Genomic DNA, 22,759 nt, shown 5'->3' on the forward strand with positions numbered 1-22,759 from the left:
TTCGACCTTCAAGACGCCCGGCATGATCCTCGCCGCCGTTTCCGGTGGCAGCGATTCAAAAGGTCTTCTGCTTGCGCTGCACGAAGCGATCGCGCGCGGCGGCTTTTCCGCTTTCTCCCTGTCCGCCTGCACCATCGACCATGGTCTGCGGCCGGAATCTGCAGACGAAGCGCGTGCCGTCGCACAGTTTTGCGCGGACAGGAAAATCCCCCATCTGACGCGCCAGTGGCAGGGCGAAAAGCCGGAAACCGGCCTGCAGGCCGCAGCCCGCGAAGCGCGTTACGTATTGTTGGCCGCCGCCGCGGAAGTGGTGGGCGCGCAGTGCATCGTGACCGCTCACACGGCCGACGATCAGGCTGAAACCGTCACTATGCGGCAAAGCCGCTCGCAGGCGGATGCGCCCGGCCTGGCGGGGATGGCGGATGGAATGCTTGTCGATCGCCGCGTCTGGGTGTTGCGGCCGTTTTTGAGGCAGCGCCGGGCCGATATCCGCAGCTATCTCACGCTCCGGGGCGAAGACTGGTTCGATGATCCGAGCAATGCCAATCTGCGCTTCGAGCGTGTCCGAGTTCGGCAGGCGCTCCGCGACGAATCGGCCACCGATCAATTCTCGGCGGCGGCCGAAGCACGCCGCCGTTCCAGCGCGCGTGCCGCCAGTCTGCTTGAGCGGCATGCTGTCGTTTTCGAAGGGCTTGCCGCGCGGATCGATCCGGCGCTCGCCGAGAAGATGTCCGATCCGGATTGGCGCCGTGCTATCCTGGCTCTCACCGCGGTCATGGGCGGCAGGCAGCATCTGCCGGGCCGAGAAACCGCGGCGCGGCTTGCCGCGTTCCTGGCCGAGGGGCGGGATGGCCGGATGACGGCCGGGCGCGTCGTTTTCGACCGCCGCCGTTCGGGCCTCTACCTTTATCGGGAGGCGAGAAATCTGCCCGATCTCGTTATACAGCCTCATCAGAAAGCGATCTGGGACGGCCGCTTCATTGTCACGAATACCGGTGCGGTGCCATTGATGGTTGGCGGCGGTGTCGATGCCGTGGAGCTCACGGCGAGACCGATTGCCGCAGGTCTCCCCGAAGCGATCGTCAAACGCGCGGCCAAATCGGCCCCGGCCTTCTCTCTGGCGGGCCAGGTCCCCTTGTCGACCGCGGCCTTGGTCGAAAGCAGTATCGGCCTTTACGACACCTTTTTGCCGCGTTTCGACCTGATGATAGCGAATAGCATCGCTGCGCTCTTTGGTCGTGACCGGTATCTTGCTCCTCCGGTTCACGATGTTTTGACGGAAAAGACAGGTTGAACCTGAGTTTACCTTGGCAAGCCGGTCGCGCAACCCTATGTTAGACATAAGAATGCAGCCACAAATCATTGTGGGTTGCCACAGGTTCCGGGGAGTTCGATGAACCCTAATTTCAGAAATTTTGCCCTTTGGGCAATCATTGCCTTGCTGCTGATCGCGCTGTTCAGCATGTTTCAGCAGCCGACCGAGCGCACCGGGTCGAAGGATATTCCCTTTTCCCAGTTCCTGAAGGATGTCGATGGCAGCCGCGTCAAGGAAGTCCTGATCACCGGCAACAAGGTGATCGGTTCCTATACCGAAAGCGGCGCGACCTTCCAGACCTATGCGCCTGCGATCGATACGGCTTTGACCGAACGCATGGAAGCCAAGAACGTAACCGTGACGGTTCGCCCCGAAACCGACGGTTCCTCTGGTTTCCTGAGCTATGTCGGCACGCTTCTGCCCATGCTTCTCATCCTTGGCGTCTGGCTGTTCTTCATGCGGCAGATGCAGGGCGGCTCGCGGGGCGCAATGGGTTTCGGCAAGTCCAAGGCCAAGCTCCTCACCGAAGCGCATGGCCGCGTGACGTTTGACGACGTCGCCGGCGTTGACGAAGCCAAGCAGGACCTCGAGGAAATCGTTGAATTCCTGCGCGATCCGCAGAAGTTCCAGCGTCTCGGTGGCCGCATTCCGCGTGGCGTGCTGCTCGTCGGCCCTCCCGGCACCGGTAAGACGCTGCTCGCCCGCTCCGTTGCCGGTGAAGCGAATGTGCCCTTCTTCACCATCTCCGGCTCGGATTTCGTCGAAATGTTCGTCGGCGTCGGCGCATCGCGTGTGCGCGACATGTTTGAGCAGGCAAAGAAGAATGCGCCGTGCATCATCTTCATCGACGAAATCGACGCCGTTGGCCGTCATCGCGGCGCCGGTCTCGGCGGCGGTAACGATGAACGCGAGCAGACCCTCAACCAGTTGCTGGTCGAGATGGACGGCTTCGAGGCCAATGAAGGCATCATCCTGATCGCGGCGACCAACCGCCCGGACGTTCTCGACCCGGCGCTGCTGCGCCCGGGCCGCTTCGACCGCCAGGTCGTCGTTCCGAACCCCGACATCAACGGTCGCGAACGCATTCTGAAGGTGCACATCCGCAACGTGCCGCTGGCGCCGAATGTCGATCTGAAGGTTCTCGCACGCGGTACGCCCGGCTTTTCGGGCGCCGATCTGATGAACCTCGTCAACGAAGCCGCCCTGATGGCTGCGCGCCGCAACAAGCGCGTCGTTACCATGCAGGAATTCGAAGACGCCAAGGACAAGATCATGATGGGCGCGGAACGCCGCTCCTCCGCCATGACCGAAGCCGAGAAGAAGCTGACCGCCTATCACGAAGCGGGCCACGCCATTCTGGCGCTTAAGGTTCCGGTTGCCGATCCCCTGCACAAGGCGACGATCATTCCGCGCGGCCGCTCTCTCGGCATGGTCATGCAGCTTCCCGAAGGCGACCGCTATTCGATGAGCTACAAGTGGATGGTGTCGCGCCTGGCGATCATGATGGGCGGCCGCGTTGCCGAGGAAATCACCTTCGGCAAGGAAAACATCACCTCTGGCGCATCGTCCGATATCGAGCAGGCCACCAAGCTTGCCCGCGCCATGGTGACGCAGTGGGGTTTCTCCGATGAACTCGGCCAGGTTGCCTATGGCGAGAACCAGCAGGAGGTCTTCCTCGGCCACTCGGTTTCTCAGACCAAGAACGTCTCTGAAGCGACATCGCAGAAGATCGACATCGAAATCCGCCGCCTGATCGATGAGGCCTATCTCGAAGCCAAGCGGATCATCACCGAGATGCATGGCGAATTCGTCGCGATTGCCGAGGGCTTGCTCGAATACGAGACGCTGACGGGCGACGAGATCAAGGCGCTGATCCGCGGCGAAAAGCCGGCGCGTGACCTCGGGGACGACTCGCCTCCGCATCGTGGCTCTGCCGTTCCGTCCGCGGGCGTGAAGAAGGATGGTTCCGTCGGCCATAAGGGCGACGAGGCCGAAGGCGGGTTCGAGCCGCAGCCGCAATAGGCTTACACCGAGTACAAATGCGAAATAAAACCGCCGCGCCGAAAGATGCGGCGGTTTTTCTTTGTCCTGAATAATTCAGCGCAATTGGTTCCCCGCTTGGTAACGCGCTGTAATGAATTCTGATGATAAACGGGATGTTGTTGCGAAGGTTTTATGGCAATAAAATACCCATGCGCAGTTTTCCGCGTGATCGCAACGTGAGGCGTTGGCGCCTGCAAATGTGATCCGGAAGGCCGGTGTTGCGGAAAGCGGCTCCCTGGCGGGCCTGTGATTGACGTTGCGCTGGCGCCTTTGACAAGAATTGGAGTTTTTATGAAGCGCAACTATTTTGGGACGGATGGTATCCGCGGACAGTCGAACCTGTTTCCGATGACGCCGGATCTCGCCATGCGCGTCGGCGTTGCCGTCGGTACGATCTTTCGCAATGGCGCGCACCGGCACCGGGTGGTGATCGGCAAGGACACGCGCCTTTCGGGCTATATGCTGGAAAATGCCCTGGTGGCCGGTTTCACTGCCGCAGGTCTCGATGTCTTCCTCCTGGGGCCTATCCCGACCCCCGGCGTCGCCATGCTGACGCGCTCGCTGCGCGCCGATATCGGCGTGATGATCTCCGCCTCGCATAATCCCTTCGAGGACAACGGCATCAAGCTGTTCGGCCCGGATGGCTACAAGCTGTCGGATGAGATGGAAGGACAGATCGAGGACCTGCTTGAAAAGGACATGACGGCGCAGCTCGCCAAGTCGCAGGAAATAGGCAGGGCCAAGCGCGTCGAAGGCGACATCTATCGCTATATCGAACATGCCAAGCGCACGCTGCCGCGCGACGTGACGCTTCAGGGCCTGAGGGTCGCCATCGACTGCGCCAATGGCGCCGCCTACAAGGTTGCGCCGCTCGCACTGTGGGAGCTCGGCGCGGATGTCGTGACGATCGGAAACGAGCCGAACGGCATCAATATCAACCTTGACTGCGGATCGACCCATCCGGAGGCGCTGCAGAAGAAGGTGCATGAGGTGCGCGCCGATATCGGCATCGCGCTCGATGGCGACGCCGACCGCGTGCTGATCGTCGACGAGCACGGGAAGATTGTCGATGGCGACCAGTTGATGGCGGTCATTGCCGATAGCTGGGCGGCCGAAGGCATGCTCAGCGGCGATGGCATCGTTGCGACCGTCATGTCCAATCTTGGCCTGGAGCGCTATCTCAAGGGACGCAGCCTCAATCTGCATCGGACCAAGGTCGGAGACCGATACGTCGTCGAGCACATGCGCCAGAACGGCTTCAATGTCGGCGGCGAGCAATCGGGCCACATCGTCCTCTCGGATTTCGGCACGACCGGCGATGGCCTTGTCGCGGCGCTGCAGATTCTCGCCTGCGTCAAGCGTCAGGGAAAATCGGTCAGCGAAGTTTGTCACCGTTTCGACCCTGTCCCGCAGGTCCTGAAGAACGTTCGGGTTTCGTCCGGCATGTCGCTCGAAAACGTCACCGTCCGTCAGGCAATCGCCGACGCGGAGGCGGAACTTGCCAAGAACGGCCGGTTGCTGATCCGCCCGTCCGGTACCGAACCGCTGATCCGCGTCATGGCGGAGGGCGACGACCGGGAGCAGGTCGAACGGATCGTCGACGAACTGATCAGCGTCATCAGCGCCGTTCGCAACGTCGCCTGATACCGATCGATTTCAAGATGCCGAGAAAGGCCGGGTCATGCCCGGTCTTTTTTAATGTTAGGAAAATACCGCGCGTTGCTTTGTCACCAAGCAAACCTGTTAATAGTTACGGTAAATTTTTGTAGTTAATTACACCTTAACCTTTCCTATTCATGATCCACCCCAACATCCTACATTGGAGGCCGCTGTCTCGGCTGACCAAGCAACAAAAAATATCGGAGTGAGGCCATGAAGAGGATTTGGAGTGGCATTGTTGCAGTTCTGCTCGCCAGTACGCCGGTGCTCGCGCAGGAGCCTTATCAGCAGCCGGTAGAGGCGCAGGAGCCTTATCAGGAGCCGGTAGCCGTCGCCGCGTCCAGCGGTTGGTATCTGCGCGGTGATGCGGGATTTTCCCAAAAAAATCTGCGTGGCGCTCACTATTTCCAGGGTTCCAACAGCAACCTGCAGGATTTCGATTCCGCCGAAGTCGACAATTCCTACCTGCTCGGCGTCGGCGTCGGCTATCAGATCAATCAGTATCTGCGCACGGACGTGACGCTGGACTATCTTGGCGAGTCCGATTTCCATGGCAGCACGTCCGGCTCATGTGGCGTGGCTGTCTCCTGCGTTTCGACGGACGTTTCGTCGATGTCGGCCTGGAGCCTGATGGCAAACGCCTATGTCGATTTCTGGAGCTACGGTTCGTTCACGGCCTATGCCGGTGGCGGTCTCGGCGGCACGAAGGTTAACTGGAGGAACCTGCGCAACACCAGTTGCGACACGTCGGATCCGACCAATTGCGACCCAACGGTCGAGCATGACGGCGAGGATCCGTGGCGCTTTACCTATGCGCTGATGCTCGGTGCCTCCGTCGACCTGACCTGCGCCCTGAAGGCTGACGTCGGCTACCGCTACCGCCGCGTCGAAGGCGGAGACATGTTCGGCTTTGCCTCGAACGGCGGCCCTGGCTACGACAAGGGGTTCCATCTGCATGAAGGCCGTGCGGGCCTGCGTTATGCCTTCGGCGAAAATTGCGACCCCGTCTATGATCCGCCGGTCGAGCCTGTGGTCTACAAGTAATCGTCAACCAAACGATCTGATTTCAAAGGCCGCCCGGGTTCCCGGCGGCCTTTTTCCATTCCTCCGCCATCCTGGTTAAGAAGCATGGTTAACCGCCGGTTAACCTGTGGCTGCGATAGTTAACGCTCGTAAACGCGGCCGATGAAGGGTTGATTTCCTGCCACTGAAGGCATTCCCAAGGACCACACGATGCGGCACATTCTTCTCAATGCATCCGCGCTGGCGCTGCTTTTTGCCGGCGGCCATGCGAAGGCGGCGGACGATCTGCTCAACGCACCGGAAGTCACCATCTCGGCGGCAGAAACGGGAAGCCAGGGTTTTTATCTGCGCGGCGATCTCGGCTATGCAGGCTGGACGGAGGAGGGCGATCCGTCGCTTCGTCTGTTCGACGCCGGTACGGGCATGACGGACACGGCCTCTTTCGACGACGCCCGCTTCGGCAAACCTGTCTCTGGCGCGCTGGGTGTCGGTTATCAGTTCAACGACATGTTCCGCGCTGATCTGACCGGCGACTATTTCGATGGACAATTCGATGGTTCGGGTGAAGCGGACGTTCCCTGCGCCGGAGAAGCCGCAGGCACGTCCTGCGCGGGAGGCCTGCGCGCCGATTACAGTGCGACCGGCATCATGGCGAACGGCTATGTCGATCTCGCGACGCTGGCCGGCTTCACGCCCTATCTTGGCGCCGGTCTCGGCGTGACCCAGTTGCGTTGGAGCGATGTCTCGCTGACGACCACTTGCGTCGCACGCGCTGCCGCCTGCTCGGGTGCCGCCGCGGTCACCCAGTCCTTCGATGGCGACAGCAGCTGGCGCTTCACCTATGCGCTTATGGCCGGTGTTTCCTATGACATGACGGAACGGCTGAAGCTTGACGTCGGCTATCGCTACTCGCAGATTGCCGATGGCGACATGTTCGGCAGCAGCGATATCGATGGTTTCGACGACGGCCTCGGCCGCCACGAGGTTCGCGTCGGGTTGCGTTTGGCGCTTTGGTAGGCCGAACGGCCGCCGCCCGAAGACGTTCATCAGCGCCAAAAATCTTTTCAACAGCGACATAAGTTGGTTGACTTCCTTCCCGGTCCGCAATATTCACGGCGGCAGGCCACCTCTCCCTAACGAGAGGCTTTCTATCTGGAAGGATAGCTCAGATGACGACCCCTGCTACGCCGGACATCCGCCCGGAAAACACCCATTTTTCTTCTGGTCCCTGCTCGAAGCGCCCCGGTTGGTCGCTCGATGCGCTCTCTGATGCAGCCCTCGGTCGCTCGCATCGTGCCAAGGTTGGCAAGAGCAAGCTGAAGCAGGCCATCGACCTCACCCGCGAACTTCTGGAAGTGCCGGCGGATTACCGCATCGGCATCGTGCCTGCGTCCGACACCGGCGCTGTCGAGATGGCGCTCTGGTCGCTGCTCGGCCCGCGCGGCGTCGATATGGTCGCCTGGGAAAGCTTCGGCTCCGGCTGGGTTTCCGATGTCGTCAAGGAGCTCAAGCTCCCCGACACCCGCAAGATCGTGGCCGACTATGGCCTGCTTCCGGACCTCTCCAAGCTCGATTTCGACCGCGACGTGGTTTTCACCTGGAACGGTACGACCTCGGGCGTCCGCGTCCCGAACGCCGATTTCATTCCGGCCGACCGCAAGGGGCTGACGATCTGCGATGCGACCTCGGCGGCCTTCGCGCAGGAGCTCGATTTCGCCAAGCTCGATGTCGTCACCTTCTCCTGGCAGAAGGTTCTCGGCGGCGAGGGCGCGCATGGCGTTCTCATCCTTTCGCCGCGCGCTGTCGAGCGGCTGGAAAGCTATGAGCCTTCATGGCCGTTGCCGAAGATCTTCCGCATGACCAAGGGCGGCAAGATCATCGAAGGCATCTTCCAGGGCGAGACGATCAACACGCCGTCAATGCTCTGCGTCGAGGATTATATCGATGCCCTCCATTGGGCAAAGCAGGTCGGCGGCCTCAAGGCCCTGATTGCCCGTGCCGACGCCAATGCGCAGGTCATCCATGACTTCGTTGCAAAGACGGACTGGATCGCCAATCTGGCCGAGGATCCGGCAACGCAGTCCAACACCTCCGTCTGCCTGAAGATCGCAGACAAGGATGTCGCAGCACTCGACGCTGCCGCGCAGGACACTTTTGCCAAGGGCATGGTGGCGCTTTTGGAAAAGCAGGGTGTTGCCCACGATATCGGCGCCTATCGCGATGCCCCGTCCGGTTTCCGCATCTGGGCCGGCGCGACAATCGAAACGGCCGACCTCAAGGCGCTGATGCCCTGGTTCGACTGGGCGTTCGCGACCCAGAAGGCGACGCTTTCGCAGGCCGCAGCCTGACCGGCTTGTGACCGCGCCGAATGGGCGCGGTCTTTCATATCCTTTCTTTTTTGACGAAACCAATGGAGGCCTCCTATGGCACCTCGCGTACTCGTATCCGATGAACTGTCGGAAACCGCCGTCCAGATCTTCCGCGATCGCGGCGTCGAAGTGGATTTCCAACCGAAGCTCGGCAAGGACAAGGACAAGCTGGCGGAAATCATCGGCAACTATGACGGCCTCGCCATCCGGTCCGCCACCAAGGCGACGGAAAAGCTGATCGCAGCTGCGACCAATCTCAAGGTCATCGGCCGCGCCGGTATCGGCGTCGACAATGTCGATATCCCGGCCGCCTCGCGCCGCGGCATCATCGTCATGAACACGCCGTTCGGCAACTCGATCACGACAGCCGAGCACGCCATCGCGTTGATGTTTGCCGTCGCCCGCCAACTGCCGCAGGCCGATACCTCGACCCAGGCCGGCAAGTGGGAAAAATCGAAGTTCATGGGTGTCGAGATCACCGGCAAGACGCTCGGCGTCATCGGCGCCGGCAATATCGGCTCGATCGTCTGCTCGCGCGCCATCGGCCTGAAGATGCACGTGCTCGCCTATGACCCCTTCCTCTCCAAGGAACGCGCCGAAGAAATGGGCGTCACCAAGGTCGAACTCGACGAGCTGCTGGCACACGCCGATTTCATCACCCTGCATGTGCCGATGACTGACAAGACGCGCGGCATCCTTAACCGCGAGGCGCTGGCGAAGACAAAGCCGGGCGTGCGCATCATCAACTGCGCCCGCGGCGGCCTGGTCGACGAGCATGCCCTTGCCGACGCCATCAAGTCCGGTCATGTCGCCGGTGCGGGTTTCGACGTGTTCGAAGTCGAGCCCGCGACGGAAAGCCCGCTCTTCGGCCTGCCGAACGTCGTCTGCACGCCGCATCTCGGCGCCTCCACCACGGAAGCGCAGGAGAACGTCGCCCTGCAGGTTGCCGAGCAGATGTCGGATTATCTGGTCAAGGGCGCGGTTTCCAACGCGATCAACATGCCCTCGATAACGGCGGAAGAAGCGCCGATCCTGAAGCCGTTCATCAAGCTTGCCGACGTTCTCGGCGCCTTTGTCGGTCAGGTGACGGAAAGCGCCATCAAGGAAATCGAGATCCTTTACGATGGCGCTACCGCCGGTATGAACACCAAGGCGCTGACGAGTGCTGCCCTGGCCGGCCTCATCCGCAGCCAGGTCTCCGACGTCAACATGGTTTCGGCGCCGGTGATGATCAAGGAAAAGGGCATCATCCTTTCCGAGGTCAAGCGCGACAAGTCGGGCGTCTTCGACGGTTACATCAAGCTGACGGTGACGACGGCCAACCAGACGCGCTCGGTTGCGGGCACCGTCTTCTCCGACGGCAAGCCGCGCTTCATCCAGATCAAGGACATCAATCTGGATGCCGATGTCGGCAATCACATGGTCTACATCACAAACACCGACGTTCCCGGCATGATCGGCTTCATCGGCATGACATTGGGTGATGCCGGCGTCAACATCGCCAACTTCCAGCTCGGCCGCCACCATGCCGGCTCGGATGCCATCGCGTTGCTCTATGTCGACGGCGAGGTTTCGGAAGGCGTGCTCGACAAATTGCGCGCCAACCCGGCAATCCGCCAGGCCAAGCAACTGGTGTTCAACGTCGACTGAGCCCCGATGCGCGCTCGTTGAGCGCGCATGGACTCCCCTGACGGAAATAGAGACGCGCCGGACTTACCTCCGGCGCGTCTGTCGTTGATAGAAGCGAATGGCATGACCGAGAAAAATGCGGCCTATCGTTGGCGCCCCGCCGATCCGGCGGACATTACAGCGCCGCGCGTCAAACATGACGCGCAAAGGACGCTGTAACACTTTGATCTGCTGCATAATTTTATCCCTAAATCGATTCCGATTTAAGGAATTATGCAGTAGCCCCATCTATGACAATCCAGTGCATCGCCCACGCCCTTCAACCCGAGGCACGTGATGTGCTTCTGGAACGGCTCGCTCTTTGCCCTCGAGGATGTTTCGTCCTCGAAAAGGGGCGCGAACTGAGGGTGTCCTATCTCGCCTCGGCCTCTTGGCGCGGGCGCGGGCGGCCACGTTCCGCGACCGCGATGCCTCCTAGCACCAGCACCATGGCAACGATATGGAAAGGCTGCAGCGCTTCGCCGATGAGAGCGATGGACAAAAGCGTGCCGAAGATCGGGATGGTGTTGATAAACAGGCCGGCGCGGTTGGGACCGATCAGTTCGACGCCGCGCACATAGAGGATCTGCGACACCAGAGAGGGTAGGAGACCGGCATAGGCGACGATGGCCCACCCTTGAGCATCGGGCAAGACGAGCCGGCCGGTAGAAAACTCCCAGATGACGAGCGGGATGCTGCTGACGAGCGCGCCGAAGGCGGATATTGCGATCAGGCTTTTCCAGTGAATGTTCGGCTTCCAGCGCAGCGCCACGGTATAGCCGGCATAGACGAGCACGGCGGCCATCATCAGTGCGTCGCCCTGGTTGAGCTGGAGCGATAGGAGCGTGGTGAGATCGCCATGCGACGCGGTTAGCGCCACGCCGAACAGGGTCAGCGTGAAGCCTGCGATCTGCGCCATCGAGAAGGCCGTGCGGAACAACAGATAGTTCAACACGAAGATCACCATGGGAATGCCGGCCTGTTCGATGACGGCGTTGATGGCGCTGGTATATTGCAGGGCCGAATAGAGGAATGCGTTGAAGGCGGTGAAGCCGACCGTGCCGTAGCCGAACAAAAGCAACCAGTTCCTGCGGATCGCGGTAAAGTCGCGGCGCACCTGGGGTGCCGCGAAAATCAGAAGCACGGTGCAGGCAATCACCCAGCGCAGGCTCGTCAGCATCATCGGGCTGACATGGCCGACCGCCATCTTGCCGGCAACCGAATTGCCACCCCAGATCAATGTGGTGATGCAAAGAATGACGTATGCTTGGAGATTTACGGGCACGGCGTTCCTGGGGGCGGCATGTGAAGTAAACGATGGCGACAGACGGAATGGCGCGGCGACATCGAGCCGTCATGTTACTGGGTTCGCATTGAATCAATCCGGCGGACATAAGGCAACCCCACATTATTAGCCTTCGCCGGGCTTGTTCCTGAGGCATTGAGGGCGGAGGCGGCATGAATATACCGTCGATCCCGTCCGTTTAGCGGGTATCCGGTGCCGATTCCGTCTTGACGAGCAGCGCACCAGCTCCGTCCCTGAGCGCTAAATGCCGTCTTTGCCATGCAAAAACCCCGAATCCTAGCCTAAACAGGGTCGCTTTCCAAAAAACAAAACAGTATAGATGCGCGGGTTTGAAGACAGCGCAATGACTGGCGCGTGGAAACAGGAAAACTGAAATGACGAATGTCGTGGTGGTCGGATCGCAATGGGGTGACGAAGGCAAGGGCAAGATTGTCGACTGGCTCTCGGAGCGCGCCGATGTCGTCGTGCGCTTTCAGGGCGGTCACAATGCCGGCCATACCCTGGTGATCGATGGCACCAGTTACAAGCTTTCCCTGCTGCCGTCCGGCGTCGTGCGTCCGGGCAAGCTTGCCGTCATCGGCAATGGCGTCGTCATCGATCCGCATGCGCTGATCGCCGAAATCGAGAAGCTCGACAAGCAGGGCGTGACGATTACGCCGGAAAACCTGCGCATCGCCGACAATGCCACGCTCATCCTGTCGCTGCACCGTGAGCTCGACGGTATCCGCGAGGATGCGGCCTCCAACAGCGGCACCAAGATCGGCACCACCCGCCGCGGCATCGGCCCAGCCTACGAGGATAAGGTCGGCCGCCGCGCCATCCGCGTCATGGATCTCGCCGATCTCGACACATTGCCGGCCAAGGTCGACCGCCTTCTGACACACCACAACGCGCTGCGCCGCGGTCTTGGCGAGGCGGAAGTGAGCCATGAGGCGATCATGGCGGAACTGTCCTCCATCGCCGCCCGTGTCCTGCCGTTCATGGATACCGTCTGGCTGCTGCTCGACCGCCATCGCCGCAAGGGTGCGCGCATCCTGTTCGAGGGCGCGCAGGGCACGCTGCTCGACATCGATCACGGCACCTATCCCTTCGTCACCTCGTCGAACACAGTCGCAGGACAGGCGGCGGCAGGTTCGGGCATGGGCCCGGGCGCGCTCGGCTATATCCTCGGTATCACCAAGGCCTACACGACGCGCGTCGGCGAGGGACCGTTCCCGACTGAACTGCACGACGAAATCGGCCAGTTCCTCGGCGAGAAGGGCCATGAGTTCGGCACGGTGACGGGCCGCAAGCGCCGCTGCGGCTGGTTCGACGCCGCGCTTGTGCGCCAGTCGGTGGCAACCAACGGCATCACCGGCATCGCCCTTACCAAGCTCGACGTGCTCGATGGTCTCGATGAACTGAAGATCTGCGTCGGTTATACTTTGGACGGTGTCGAGATCGATCATCTGCCGGCAAGCCAGGCGCAGCAGGCGCAGGCAAAGCCCGTCTACATCACGCTGGAAGGCTGGAAGGAATCGACCGTCGGCGCCCGCAAATGGGCAGATCTTCCGGCCCAGGCGATCAAATATGTCCGGCAGGTGGAAGAGCTGATCGGGGCGCCGGTCGCGCTGCTTTCGACCAGCCCCGAGCGCGATGACACGATACTTGTGACAGACCCGTTTGAGGACTAGTCTTCGCGTTTACGACTGGGGAAGAGTCTGGCGTAAACACGCCGATTGTATGAGAAAGTTCTGATGGCGGATTTTGTTGCAGTTATTCGAAGGACCGTCGACGGTCTGTCGGACAATGTTCCCGAAATGCGGGCCAAGGTCTATGAAAAGGCCAGGGGCGCCGTCCGCCGTCAACTCGAAAGCATGAAGCCTCGTCCTTCGGACGAGATGATCGAACGCCAGATGGTCAAGCTGGAAGCGGCGATCAACGAGGTCGAGAGCGACCACGCCGAAGCGCTTCCTACGCTTGACGATGAGCCGGTCGATTCGGTGGCTGAAGGTACTGCCGCTGAGCCGGCGGATGTCGCGGCGGAAACGGTAGCCGTTGACGAGGCAGAACCGGTCGCAGAGCCCGTGGCTGAGGAACGCCACGTGGATGCTGCCGAAGAGCGGTATTATGAGCCGGTTGAGCCGGTGGAGGCCTATGATACGGAAGCGGTTCCCGCTGTAGAGGAAACGGCCGAACCCCCGGCCTATGAGGAAACGGTCGCGCACGAGACTGTCTCCGAGCCGGTTGCCGAAGTCGAGGAGATCGTTTCCGAGCAGACCGTATCCGAGCCTGCCGCGGAACCTGCGCCGCAACAGCCGGAATTTGTCGAGACGCGCGAAACCGTGGAAGCGTCTGCGCAGGATGAGCCGGGCCACAGCGTTGCTTCAGAGCAGCCTGAGGCGTTGTCGGTCGAGACGTCTTCCCCGGACGATGGTCGTGCGGCGGATGACTTGGAAGAGGAGCTCGTCGCGCAGTCGTCGAGACCCGAAGACAAGCCGATGCCCGCGGCATCGTCCGAGTGGGAACTGCCGGAATGGAACGATCCGGTTCCCGCCGTTGCTCACAGTGAATCCGTCTGGACGGAGGCTGCGGGCGAAGTTGCGATCACCGAGGAAATTCCCGACCTTTCAGACTACGAGCCGGTCGAAACGGTTGTGCAACCGCGCGCCGAATCCGGCGGCAAAGGCCAGGAAGCCGCCGAACCTTCGCATTCCTGGGCATGGGACGACAGCGACCCCTTCACCCAGAGCCCGGCGCCGGTTGCCGCGGATAGCACGGAACCTGCCATTTCCGACTGGTCCTGGCCGGTCGAAAAACCGGCTGTCGAGCTGGAGGGGCAGCCATCTTCCGGCAGTGCCTGGAATGACGTTGATGAACTTCTCGAGCACGGCAGCGTCGCAACGGCCGGCGGTGCGGCGGCGGCCTTTCAGCAGAGCAGGGAAGCCGCGGGAGCTGCCCCGGAGGATCTTGCGGCTCCGTCCAGGCCGGTATCCTATCGCGCCGAGCCGAAGCGCTCGCCCTTCAATCCCAAAGTCATCGCAGTTGTCGCGGCTGTCCTCATCGTCGTCGGCGGTGGGGCTTATGCCTATTGGCGGAACCAGGACGTGGTCAATTCCTGGGTGGCGGCCGCGATTGAGTCCCTGACCGCGCAGGTGCCGGGGCAGAAAACGCCGGACGCAACCGGGCCGGAAGAGGGTGCCAAGGACGGCGCCACGCCGCAGACGAGCACGCAGGCTGAGGCGCCTGCCGGCACCGATGTTGCGTCACTTGACGGCAACAGCACCAAATTCACGCAGCGCCTGCAGGCGGATGGCAGCGAAGTCGATCAGGGGCCGGCGCCTGTACCGGGAGGGGAAGCTGCTACCGAGGAAGGCAAATCGGTTGCCGCCCAGACGGAGGCAGGCACGCCGCAGGATACCGCTCAAGCAGCGCCTGCGGGCCAGGCCGGAGACGTCCAGCCCGCCCAGCCGGTGCCTGAGCAGCAGACCGCCGCCAATCCGACGACACAGCAGATCCCTGCCGGCACGCAGAAGATGTTCCTCTATGAAGAACGGCTCGGACAGTCCGCGCCGACGGCGATCGAGGGCAATGTCGCCTGGTCGGTGAAGGAAGAATCTCCGGGCGGCGACGCCAAGCCAGAGCCGGTCGTCCAGGCGCAGATCAATGTTCCGGAACGCGGTCTGACGGCGTTGATGACGATCAAGCGCAATGCCGACTCGTCGCTGCCTGCAAGTCACGTCATTGAGTTCGTTTTCTCTTTGCCGGAGAACTTCGAAGGCGGCAGCATCGAAAGCGTCCAGCGCGTCGCGATGAAGCGCAACGAGCAGGATCGCGGCGATCCGCTGATCGCTGTGCCCGCGAAGATCACCGAAGACTTCCACATGATCGCGCTCAACGACTTCCCCGAAGCCGTGGCGACGAATACCGAGCTTTTGCGCAGCCGCAGCTGGATCGATATTCCGCTGACCTATCGCAATGGTCGCCGCGCTCTGCTGACGCTTGAGAAGGGCCCTGGGGGCAGCGAGGCCTTCACCAAGGCCATGCAGGCCTGGAGCCTCGTCGCCAAGCCAAATCCCGCCGGCCAATAGGCGTGAAATTCCGCCTGAAAAAGCCGGCTGGCGAGCAATCCAGCCCCTAACTTGAAAATGGAACTGGACGTGAAAGCCACCCGCTTGTAGCACTGGGGCTCAGGCGGCTTTCGTTTGATGAAGATATTTTCACGGCGGCACGCCGAGATTTTTCGATTGCCGTAAAAGGCCGTTTTGCGACTTTTGGCAAGAGTCAGAGGCGAAATGACGCTTTAATTGGGCGATTTTCGAAAGGCTTTTCTCACGCACTTTCGGCAATCCGCCTCGGTTGGTCGCTCAGTAATAAGACCATCAGACCGGCCCCGACCGCCAGCGTGAACGAAGTGATCCACACCCAGTCGTATTGCATAGTCAGGTCGAAGAGATAGCCGCCGATGAACGCACCGGCCGCCGTGCCAATCGAATGGCCGGCCGAGATCAGCCCCATGGATAGTCCCATGACGCGCAAGCCGAGATGGCTGGCAACAAGGCTGGCAGTGACGGGGACAGTTGCATAATCCACCGCTCCGAACAGAACGGTGAAGGCAACTAGCATTTCGTAGTCGTCTCCGACGTTCATGAGCATTGGGAATGTCAGCCCCCGCAGGATGTAAATTAAGCCGAGAAGCACAACTCTGTTCATGCGATCGGTCAGCCAGCCGGCCCCGATCATGCCGAGCATATTGATTGCAGACAGCGTTCCATAAGCGGCGGCGCTCGGAACAGGACCGAATCCGCATAATGAGGCGTAGGGCAGGAAATGCGTTTCGATGACGCCTGCTGTCGTGTAGCCACAAAGCAGGAAACTCCAGAACAGAATGTGGAATGCCGGCTCCCTGATGATGGAGGCAATATCCGCCGTGAGAGATGACGCGGGAGTTTGTCCGGACGGCTCATCGGCGGGATCGCGCTCCTCGGCTAGCGTCCACCATAGGAGCGGGATCAGGGCCAAACAGCCTCCGCCGATCGCGAGAAAGCTCCATCGCCAACTGAACGTCGCCAGCACGACCGCGATGAGCGGCACGATCAGGAACTGCCCTCCCGTCGCACCAGAGGTCGCTATGCCGGTCGCGAGCCCCCGGTTACTGCCGAACAGCCGTGCAATGGCAGTGGAGACGACATGCGCCGCGACGATTCCGAACCCGATGGCTGAAAGCCCGCTGAACGCGATCAGGAACACGAGCGCATCGCTGGTTGCCGAAACGACCAGGCATCCGACCCCCACAAGAGCAAGGCCGAGGGCCAATGTCACCCGCACGCCTTGCTGATCAATAAACCGGCCGGCGAAGGGGGCGACCGCTGCCATCACCAGTAGCGCCGTCGCCGCCGCGCCGGACGTGAAGCTCCGTGACCAACCGAGTTCCTGCGTCCATATCGGCATGACCAGCCCGAGCGTGGCGCGCGCTGAAAAAGCAAGCGCAAGCGCCAGAAAGCCGAAGCCGACGACAAGCCATGGCAAAAATGCTGGTGATTGTGATCCCGTTCTGCTCATGAAATTCCCTCTGATTGCAGAAGGGAAAATTCCGGAAAACTGCGGGGCAGGCAAACGATGGTTTTCCATTCTGCGTTTAGCTGTGCTAAACATAGGTCATGGTCGTGCCTCTTTCCCGGTTGCAAACCTTTATCGTCGTCGGCCGATCGGGCCGGATGCGCGATGCTGCTTCCAGCATGGCGCTGACACCTGGAGCAATCAGCCAGCGCGTTCGCGAGCTGGAAGATTCGATCGGCTATCGCCTGTTCACACGTACCCAAGCGGGCGTGGAACTCAATGCAGCGGGCAAGGCGTTGTTTGCTTCCCTCGATGAACCGTTTCGCAAGATTGAAGAGGTCGCTGGAAAGTTAGAAAATCCTTCATCTCGGCGGATCAAAATCAGCACCATGAGTTCCTTTGCGGCGAACTGGCTCGTACCGCGCCTACACGGCTTTTCGCGGCTTCATCCTGACATCGATGTCGTCGTGGAAACGGACGGCAGTATCGTCGATCTCAAGCGCGAACCGATCGATCTGGCGATCAGGCACGGGCTGGGGAACTATCCGGGGGTTGAAGCTGTCCGGCTTATGGCACCAGAATTGATCGTCGTCGCCAGTCCCGAGCTTCTGCGGTCGCGGTCTCCAATCGAGACACCGGCCGATTGCCTAGCCTTCCCATTATTGCACGACGCGGACCGGGCCGACTGGCGGCTTTGGTTCGAGGCGCAGGGTGTGGCAATGCCCCACGATTTGAGGGGGCCGTCATTTTCCGATGATCATCTCATGGTCAGGGCGGCAGTGTCCGGACAGGGGCTTGCGCTCGTTCGCAACGTCTATGCCGATGACGATCTGCGCGCGGGCAGGCTGGCGCAAGCCATCGCCGTGAAATGGCCGACGCGGTTTGCCTACTATGCCGTTAGCACAACCGAAGCTTTGCAACGGCCGACCGTGCGCTGTTTCAGGGAATGGCTGATCGGAGAAGCAGGTGAACTGTCGTGAAACTCCCCGCATTCGCGGCGAAATCGAGAGTGCTGAATTTTCTGGAGAATTCCCGTCGCAAAAGTCCCTTGCAACACCCAGACTTTCGCGCCTGATTTTTGCGACAGGAGCGCCTATAGCATTCCACATTTTTTGTTAGGGGCTGGCGAGCAATCCAGCCGGCTTTTTTTATCTACAGCTTTTCTCTCAAGCGCCTTCGACGACGCGAAGCGAATTCTGCCGGTCGAGCGCTGCCTTGCGGACGGCGTCCTGAACCTTTTCGAAGGCGCGGACCTCGATCTGCCGCACGCGCTCGCGGCTGATGTCGAATTCCGTCGAAAGGTCTTCGAGCGTTACCGGCTCTTCAGTCAGGCGGCGAGCCTCGAAGATGCGGCGTTCACGATCGTTCAACACTTTCATGGCGTTCGACAGCAGGCCGCGGCGGCTTTCCAGCTCGTCCTGCTCGATAAGCATTTCTTCCTGGGTGTCGTGGTCATCGACCAGCCAGTCCTGCCATTGACCGGACTCGCCTTCGCCCGCCTTGATCGGCGCGTTGAGCGATGCGTCGCCGGAAAGGCGCTGGTTCATCGAGACGACTTCGGCTTCCGAAACGTTCAGCGTCGTTGCGATGTGCTTGACCTGCTCGGGCTTCAGATCACCCTCGTCGAGGGCCTGGATCTTGCCCTTGAGCCGGCGCAGGTTGAAGAACAGCCGTTTCTGATTGGCGGTCGTGCCCATTTTGACGAGCGACCACGAGCGCAGGATATATTCCTGGATCGAAGCCTTGATCCACCACATGGCATAGGTCGCCAGACGGAAGCCGCGTTCCGGATCGAACTTCTTGACGGCCTGCATGAGGCCGACATTGCCTTCGGAAACGACTTCGCCGATCGGCAGGCCGTAACCGCGGTAACCCATGGCGATCTTCGCCACGAGGCGCAGATGGCTGGTCACGAGCTGATGGGCCGCCTTGCGGTCGTCATGCTCCTGGTACCGCTTGGCGAGCATGTACTCTTCCTGCGGCTCGAGCATGGGAAATTTACGGATTTCGTCAAGGTAACGATTGAGACCGCCTTCTCCGGCGGTAATGGACGGTAACGTACTGCGGGCCATGATGCACCCCCCTTTCGCGTTCCGGCCTCCTTCTGGCAAGCCGGGCTCGTGGGTCTGTCCGACCCCACATGCTCATAGATAAGTGCGGCGAAAGCATGATTCAAGCACTCCGGTTTCACACAGATGTGATGCCGGAGAAGCGAATGCCTCATACGGGTTGCAACATGTAAATTGTGTTTTCCGGCAAAATATCAAGGGCTGAAATACAAATTCCGATCTTTTCCGGCCCGGTAAAAGCCGAACTCAAGCCTTCGCCTTCAATGCCTCGACCAGTTCACGCATATCGTCGGGAACCGGCGACTCGAAATGCATGGTTTCTCCGGTCGAAGGATGCTCGAAGGCCAGCATGAAGGCGTGCAGCGCCTGGCGGGGAAAGCGGTTGACGACAGCTTTTGCGGCATCCGGCAGCAGGTTCGCCTTGGTCTTGAACGCTGCGCCATAGTCCTGATCACCGATCAGCGGATGGCCGATATGGGCCATGTGCACGCGGATCTGATGGGTGCGGCCGGTTTCGAGATGGCACTCGACCATCGAAGCGAGCGCGGTCGCATCCGGCTTTTCGTGATAGCGCTCGATGACCTCGTAATGGGTGATGGCCTCGCGTGCATCATCCGTTCCTTCCTGCTTGACGGCACGCTTGACGCGGTCGCCGGCGCGGCCAAGCGGCGCATCGATCGTTCCCTTCAGGCCGCGCGGGCGCCCCCAGACGACAGCCATATAGGCTCGTTCCAGCGGGCCGGTGCGGCCGTGATCGGCGAACTGCTCGGAGAGATGGCGGTGCGCCGCATCATTTTTGGCAACGACCATGACGCCGCTCGTATCCTTGTCGAGGCGATGGACGATGCCCGGCCGCTTGACGCCGCCGATGCCCGACAGGCTGTTGCCGCAATGATGGATCAACGCGTTGACCAGCGTACCCGTCCAGTTGCCGGCGCCGGGATGAACGACGAGGCCCGGGGGTTTGACGAGCACGATCAGGTCGTCATCCTCGTAGAGCACATCGAGAGGGATATCCTCGCCTTTGGGTTCCGGGTCTTCCGGCTCAGGCAGGCCGATCTCGAAGACATCGCCGGGCTGCACCTTCTTCTTCGCTTCCTTGATGGTCTTGCCGTTGAGGGTGACCTCGCCCTGTTCGATCAGGCTCTTGATGCGGTTGCGGGAAAATTCGCCAGCCAGCGCCTCCGTCAGGAAGGCGTCCATGCGGCCGCTCGCTTCCTCATTTGCGGTCAGGACTTTCCTAATGGCCGGGGCTTGTTTAAAGGGATCGCTCATTCTTCGTTCCATTCCGCAGGTAAGGCCAGCCATGTCTACTCAGAAACCAGACGAACAGGAAGAAAAGCCGCTCGATCCGGTGATGGAGAACGTGCGCCGCAAGATGATCCGTCTGCAGCTTGTCTCGGCCGGTGTCATGTTGGTGATGCTTATGGTCGTGCTTGGGGCGATTGTCTACAAGCTAACGCGGCTGGGCGACCAGGATACGCCGCAAACGGCCGCCGTTTCAGTTCCGAGCGATGCGCCGCGGACGGCCATCGCCGCCCTGCCGGCTGGGTTCGAGGTTTCGGATGTGGCTCTGTCGGGCGGCCAGATCCTGTTCTACGGCGCTGTCGGCGGCGGAGACCGCAAGGCGATCGTCTTCGATATCGCAGCCGGCCGCATCACCGCAGATATCACCGTCAAGCCGAACTGAGCGGGACAGTCTCGTGGCGAAAGCTCCCGTCCGCATCGACGACCCGGCTGATCCGCGCATTGCCGGTTTGGTGTCGATCAAGGAACGGGATCTCACCGGGCGGCACGGCCGGTTTATCGCCGAGGGAACCGTCGTGCTGCGCATGCTTGCCGCCGCGCATCGCGCAGGCCAGGGTATAGAGGCAGAGGCGATCCTGCTGCTCGAAAACCGGGTCAGCGGTCTCGGCGACATTCTCGCTGAATTTCCAGCGGACATTCCCGTCTATGTCGCCAATGCCGTCGTGTTCGATGCCATTGCCGGTTTCAACATGCATCGCGGTGTGCTGGCGCTTGGGAGGCGTGACCTTGCGCCTCGAATGGATGCGCTGGTTGGCGGTCTGCCTGCCAAAAGCATGGTGCTGGCCGCCTGCGGCATCTCCAACCACGATAATATGGGTTCCATGTTCCGCAATGCCGCGGCGTTCGGCGCCGATGCGGTGCTGATGGACGAAACCAGTTGCGATCCGATGTACCGCAAGGCGATCCGCGTGTCCGTCGGCTCGGTCCTGACGGTGCCTTTTGCCCGGGAAGGCTCGGTCGCAGCGCTTGTGTCGAGGCTGCAGGAGCAGGGGTTTTCGATCTGGGGCCTGTCACCGCACGGGCAAACCGATCTGCGCGACATTGCGCCATCGCCGCGCACGGCACTTCTGGTGGGCACGGAAGGGGAGGGATTGCCACAGCATATCCTGTCCTCGATCCGCACTGCCCGTATCCGCCAGCGGCCCGGTCTCGACAGCCTCAACGTCGCAACCGCGACTGGCATTGCGCTGCATCAGGTTGCGATGATCAACGGGTTTATTTGACGGCGTTTATGGTTGCTCCGGCGGCAGCATGTCCCTGACGCGGCCGGCGAGGCTTTTTTCGTTCCCTTCGGTCTGTGTGCTGGCGGGGTTGAGAAGAGCCGGTATCGGCGAGGCGGGGCCTTCCTTTGCCGCGGTCAAGGCCACCATGGTTGCCGCGATATCGGCAACTTCTTCCCGCAGGGCGTCGTCGTGAAACGATGTTTTCGAATTGATCAGCCGCTCCGACAGTGCGGCCGCGCGGTTGCGGGCGTAGTCGGCGGGCACGGTCAGATCGATGGCGGCGCTTGAGGGGAGGGGATCGACAATAGTCGCCGGCGTATTGACGGGCAGGCGGTCGGCGGCGGGTATTTCTGTCATAGGCTTTTTATCTTTCTGCACAGGCATCGTTAGGCCGGAACTGCCGGCCTCCCTGATCTTTGCCTTCAACCGCTCGATTTCCGCTCCACGGCGCTCCAAGGAGCTATCCTTGTCCGCATTGGCAGCAATTGCCCTGGCAAGCTTGGCTTCGAACTGGCGGATGCGGGTTTCGTCGCGGGCAAGCCGGGCTTCCAACTCGCGCGCTTTGGCGCTTTCCGCTCGCAGTTCGTTGCGCAGGTTTTCGCGCTCATCCCTCAACCCGGCAATGCGGCTTTTCAGGTTTTCCGCCTCCGTATCGTAGGTGGCGGCGTCGATCTTCAGGCTGTCCATATCTGCGGTGAAGTGATCCAGCTGACGAGCCAAAGTCTTGATGTCGATGTTCTTCTTGACGTTATCGCGCTCGAGATCCGCCAAACTCGCCTTCAGCCGCTCGATCGTCTGCTCCAGTTGGCGGATGGCGGAACGCAGGTCGGCAGCCTCGATATTCATGTCGGCGATCTGGGTGTGCAGATCGGCATTTTCACCAGCAATGCGCTGCGCTTCCTTCCGGATGGCGTCGTTCTGCAACATCAATGTGACGGTCTTGTCGCGCTCGCGCTTCAGGATCTGGCTGGTACGGGCGTTTTCCGCGGCGTAGCCGGCGCGGGCGGCGTCCTTCTGTGCCCGCACTTCCTGCGGCGACAGCGGCATCGTCGCCTTCAACCGGTCTTCGGCGAAACGGACGACGCGCTTGTGGACGGCGGGAGCCACCAGAAGGCCGAGAATAGCCGCCGTCAGGAAACCGAGTGCAAACAGGAGTACGAATTCAATCAAGGGCTGGCCATTTCAATTCGAAGCACGCGGCAACGGTTCTCGTTTCAGTCACTCGAAAGCAATATCAC

Annotated in this window: 17 protein-coding genes; 12 read left to right on the forward strand and 5 right to left on the reverse strand. The window is 61.0% G+C overall.

The features are described from left to right. Nucleotides 1-22 precede the first annotated feature (22 nt). The 7 genes from tilS (at nucleotide 23) to serA (ending at nucleotide 10,059) form a co-directional block, all read left to right on the forward strand. A complete protein-coding gene (gene tilS, locus ACSQ3F_RS10220; protein ID WP_436102100.1) occupies nucleotides 23-1,294 on the forward strand; it encodes a tRNA lysidine(34) synthetase TilS in 1,272 nt (423 codons plus the stop codon). Nucleotides 1,295-1,393: 99 nt separating this feature from the next. Continuing rightward, on the forward strand, nucleotides 1,394-3,337 hold the full coding sequence (gene ftsH / locus ACSQ3F_RS10225; RefSeq protein WP_436100113.1) for an ATP-dependent zinc metalloprotease FtsH: 1,944 nt from the start codon (nucleotides 1,394-1,396) through the stop codon (nucleotides 3,335-3,337). Between the two features lie 312 nt (nucleotides 3,338-3,649). Next, a complete protein-coding gene (gene glmM / locus ACSQ3F_RS10230; RefSeq protein ID WP_436100114.1) occupies nucleotides 3,650-5,002 on the forward strand; it encodes a phosphoglucosamine mutase in 1,353 nt (450 codons plus the stop codon). A gap of 228 nt (nucleotides 5,003-5,230) precedes the next feature. Beyond that, nucleotides 5,231-6,061: an outer membrane beta-barrel protein gene (locus ACSQ3F_RS10235; protein ID WP_436100115.1), complete on the forward strand. Its 831-nt coding sequence runs from the start codon at nucleotides 5,231-5,233 to the stop codon at nucleotides 6,059-6,061. 189 nt (nucleotides 6,062-6,250) lie between these two features. After that, nucleotides 6,251-7,057: an outer membrane protein gene (locus ACSQ3F_RS10240; protein ID WP_436100116.1), complete on the forward strand. Its 807-nt coding sequence runs from the start codon at nucleotides 6,251-6,253 to the stop codon at nucleotides 7,055-7,057. Nucleotides 7,058-7,209: 152 nt separating this feature from the next. Continuing rightward, a complete protein-coding gene (locus ACSQ3F_RS10245) occupies nucleotides 7,210-8,388 on the forward strand; it encodes a phosphoserine transaminase (RefSeq protein ID WP_436100117.1) in 1,179 nt (392 codons plus the stop codon). A gap of 75 nt (nucleotides 8,389-8,463) precedes the next feature. Then, nucleotides 8,464-10,059: a phosphoglycerate dehydrogenase gene (gene serA / locus ACSQ3F_RS10250; protein ID WP_436100118.1), complete on the forward strand. Its 1,596-nt coding sequence runs from the start codon at nucleotides 8,464-8,466 to the stop codon at nucleotides 10,057-10,059. A 391-nt stretch (nucleotides 10,060-10,450) separates the two neighbouring features. Here serA and ACSQ3F_RS10255 read toward each other — a convergent pair whose 3' ends face one another. After that, the gene (locus tag ACSQ3F_RS10255) at nucleotides 10,451-11,362 is read right to left on the reverse strand and encodes a DMT family transporter (protein WP_436100119.1); all 912 of its coding nucleotides are present in this window, start codon (nucleotides 11,360-11,362) and stop codon (nucleotides 10,451-10,453) included. Nucleotides 11,363-11,757: 395 nt separating this feature from the next. On the opposite strand from ACSQ3F_RS10255, the gene ACSQ3F_RS10260 reads away from it, so the two are divergent. Together ACSQ3F_RS10260 and ACSQ3F_RS10265 are read left to right on the forward strand one after the other, a co-directional pair. Beyond that, nucleotides 11,758-13,056 (forward strand): adenylosuccinate synthase, encoded by a 1,299-nt coding sequence (locus ACSQ3F_RS10260; protein ID WP_112846829.1) that lies wholly within the window; start codon nucleotides 11,758-11,760, stop codon nucleotides 13,054-13,056. Nucleotides 13,057-13,119: 63 nt separating this feature from the next. Beyond that, nucleotides 13,120-15,453, forward strand: a complete 2,334-nt coding sequence (locus ACSQ3F_RS10265; protein WP_436100120.1) for a hypothetical protein — start codon at nucleotides 13,120-13,122, stop codon at nucleotides 15,451-15,453. 241 nt (nucleotides 15,454-15,694) lie between these two features. Here ACSQ3F_RS10265 and ACSQ3F_RS10270 read toward each other — a convergent pair whose 3' ends face one another. Then, a complete protein-coding gene (locus tag ACSQ3F_RS10270) occupies nucleotides 15,695-16,993 on the reverse strand; it encodes an MFS transporter (RefSeq protein ID WP_436100121.1) in 1,299 nt (432 codons plus the stop codon). Nucleotides 16,994-17,022: 29 nt separating this feature from the next. On the opposite strand from ACSQ3F_RS10270, the gene ACSQ3F_RS10275 reads away from it, so the two are divergent. Continuing rightward, nucleotides 17,023-17,901 carry a LysR substrate-binding domain-containing protein gene (locus tag ACSQ3F_RS10275; RefSeq protein ID WP_436100122.1) on the forward strand — a complete coding sequence of 293 codons (879 nt, stop codon included), beginning with the start codon at nucleotides 17,023-17,025 and terminating at the stop codon, nucleotides 17,899-17,901. 186 nt (nucleotides 17,902-18,087) lie between these two features. Here ACSQ3F_RS10275 and rpoH read toward each other — a convergent pair whose 3' ends face one another. Together rpoH and ACSQ3F_RS10285 are read right to left on the reverse strand one after the other, a co-directional pair. Next, entirely contained in the window at nucleotides 18,088-18,993 is a 906-nt protein-coding gene (gene rpoH / locus ACSQ3F_RS10280) for an RNA polymerase sigma factor RpoH (RefSeq protein WP_436100123.1), read from the reverse strand. A 243-nt stretch (nucleotides 18,994-19,236) separates the two neighbouring features. After that, nucleotides 19,237-20,265 (reverse strand): RluA family pseudouridine synthase, encoded by a 1,029-nt coding sequence (locus ACSQ3F_RS10285; protein WP_436100124.1) that lies wholly within the window; start codon nucleotides 20,263-20,265, stop codon nucleotides 19,237-19,239. Between the two features lie 31 nt (nucleotides 20,266-20,296). Here ACSQ3F_RS10285 and ACSQ3F_RS10290 point away from each other — a divergent pair, with 31 nt between their 5' ends. Together ACSQ3F_RS10290 and ACSQ3F_RS10295 are read left to right on the forward strand one after the other, a co-directional pair. Further along, nucleotides 20,297-20,680 carry a hypothetical protein gene (locus tag ACSQ3F_RS10290; RefSeq protein ID WP_436100125.1) on the forward strand — a complete coding sequence of 128 codons (384 nt, stop codon included), beginning with the start codon at nucleotides 20,297-20,299 and terminating at the stop codon, nucleotides 20,678-20,680. 13 nt (nucleotides 20,681-20,693) lie between these two features. Continuing rightward, entirely contained in the window at nucleotides 20,694-21,521 is an 828-nt protein-coding gene (locus ACSQ3F_RS10295) for a TrmH family RNA methyltransferase (RefSeq protein ID WP_436100126.1), read from the forward strand. Nucleotides 21,522-21,527: 6 nt separating this feature from the next. Here ACSQ3F_RS10295 and ACSQ3F_RS10300 read toward each other — a convergent pair whose 3' ends face one another. After that, nucleotides 21,528-22,691 (reverse strand): hypothetical protein, encoded by a 1,164-nt coding sequence (locus ACSQ3F_RS10300; RefSeq protein ID WP_436100127.1) that lies wholly within the window; start codon nucleotides 22,689-22,691, stop codon nucleotides 21,528-21,530. Nucleotides 22,692-22,759 lie beyond the last annotated feature (68 nt).

Origin of the sequence: Pararhizobium sp. LjRoot238 (assembly GCF_964252955.1) — a bacterium.
Lineage (GTDB): Bacteria > Pseudomonadota > Alphaproteobacteria > Rhizobiales > Rhizobiaceae > Pararhizobium.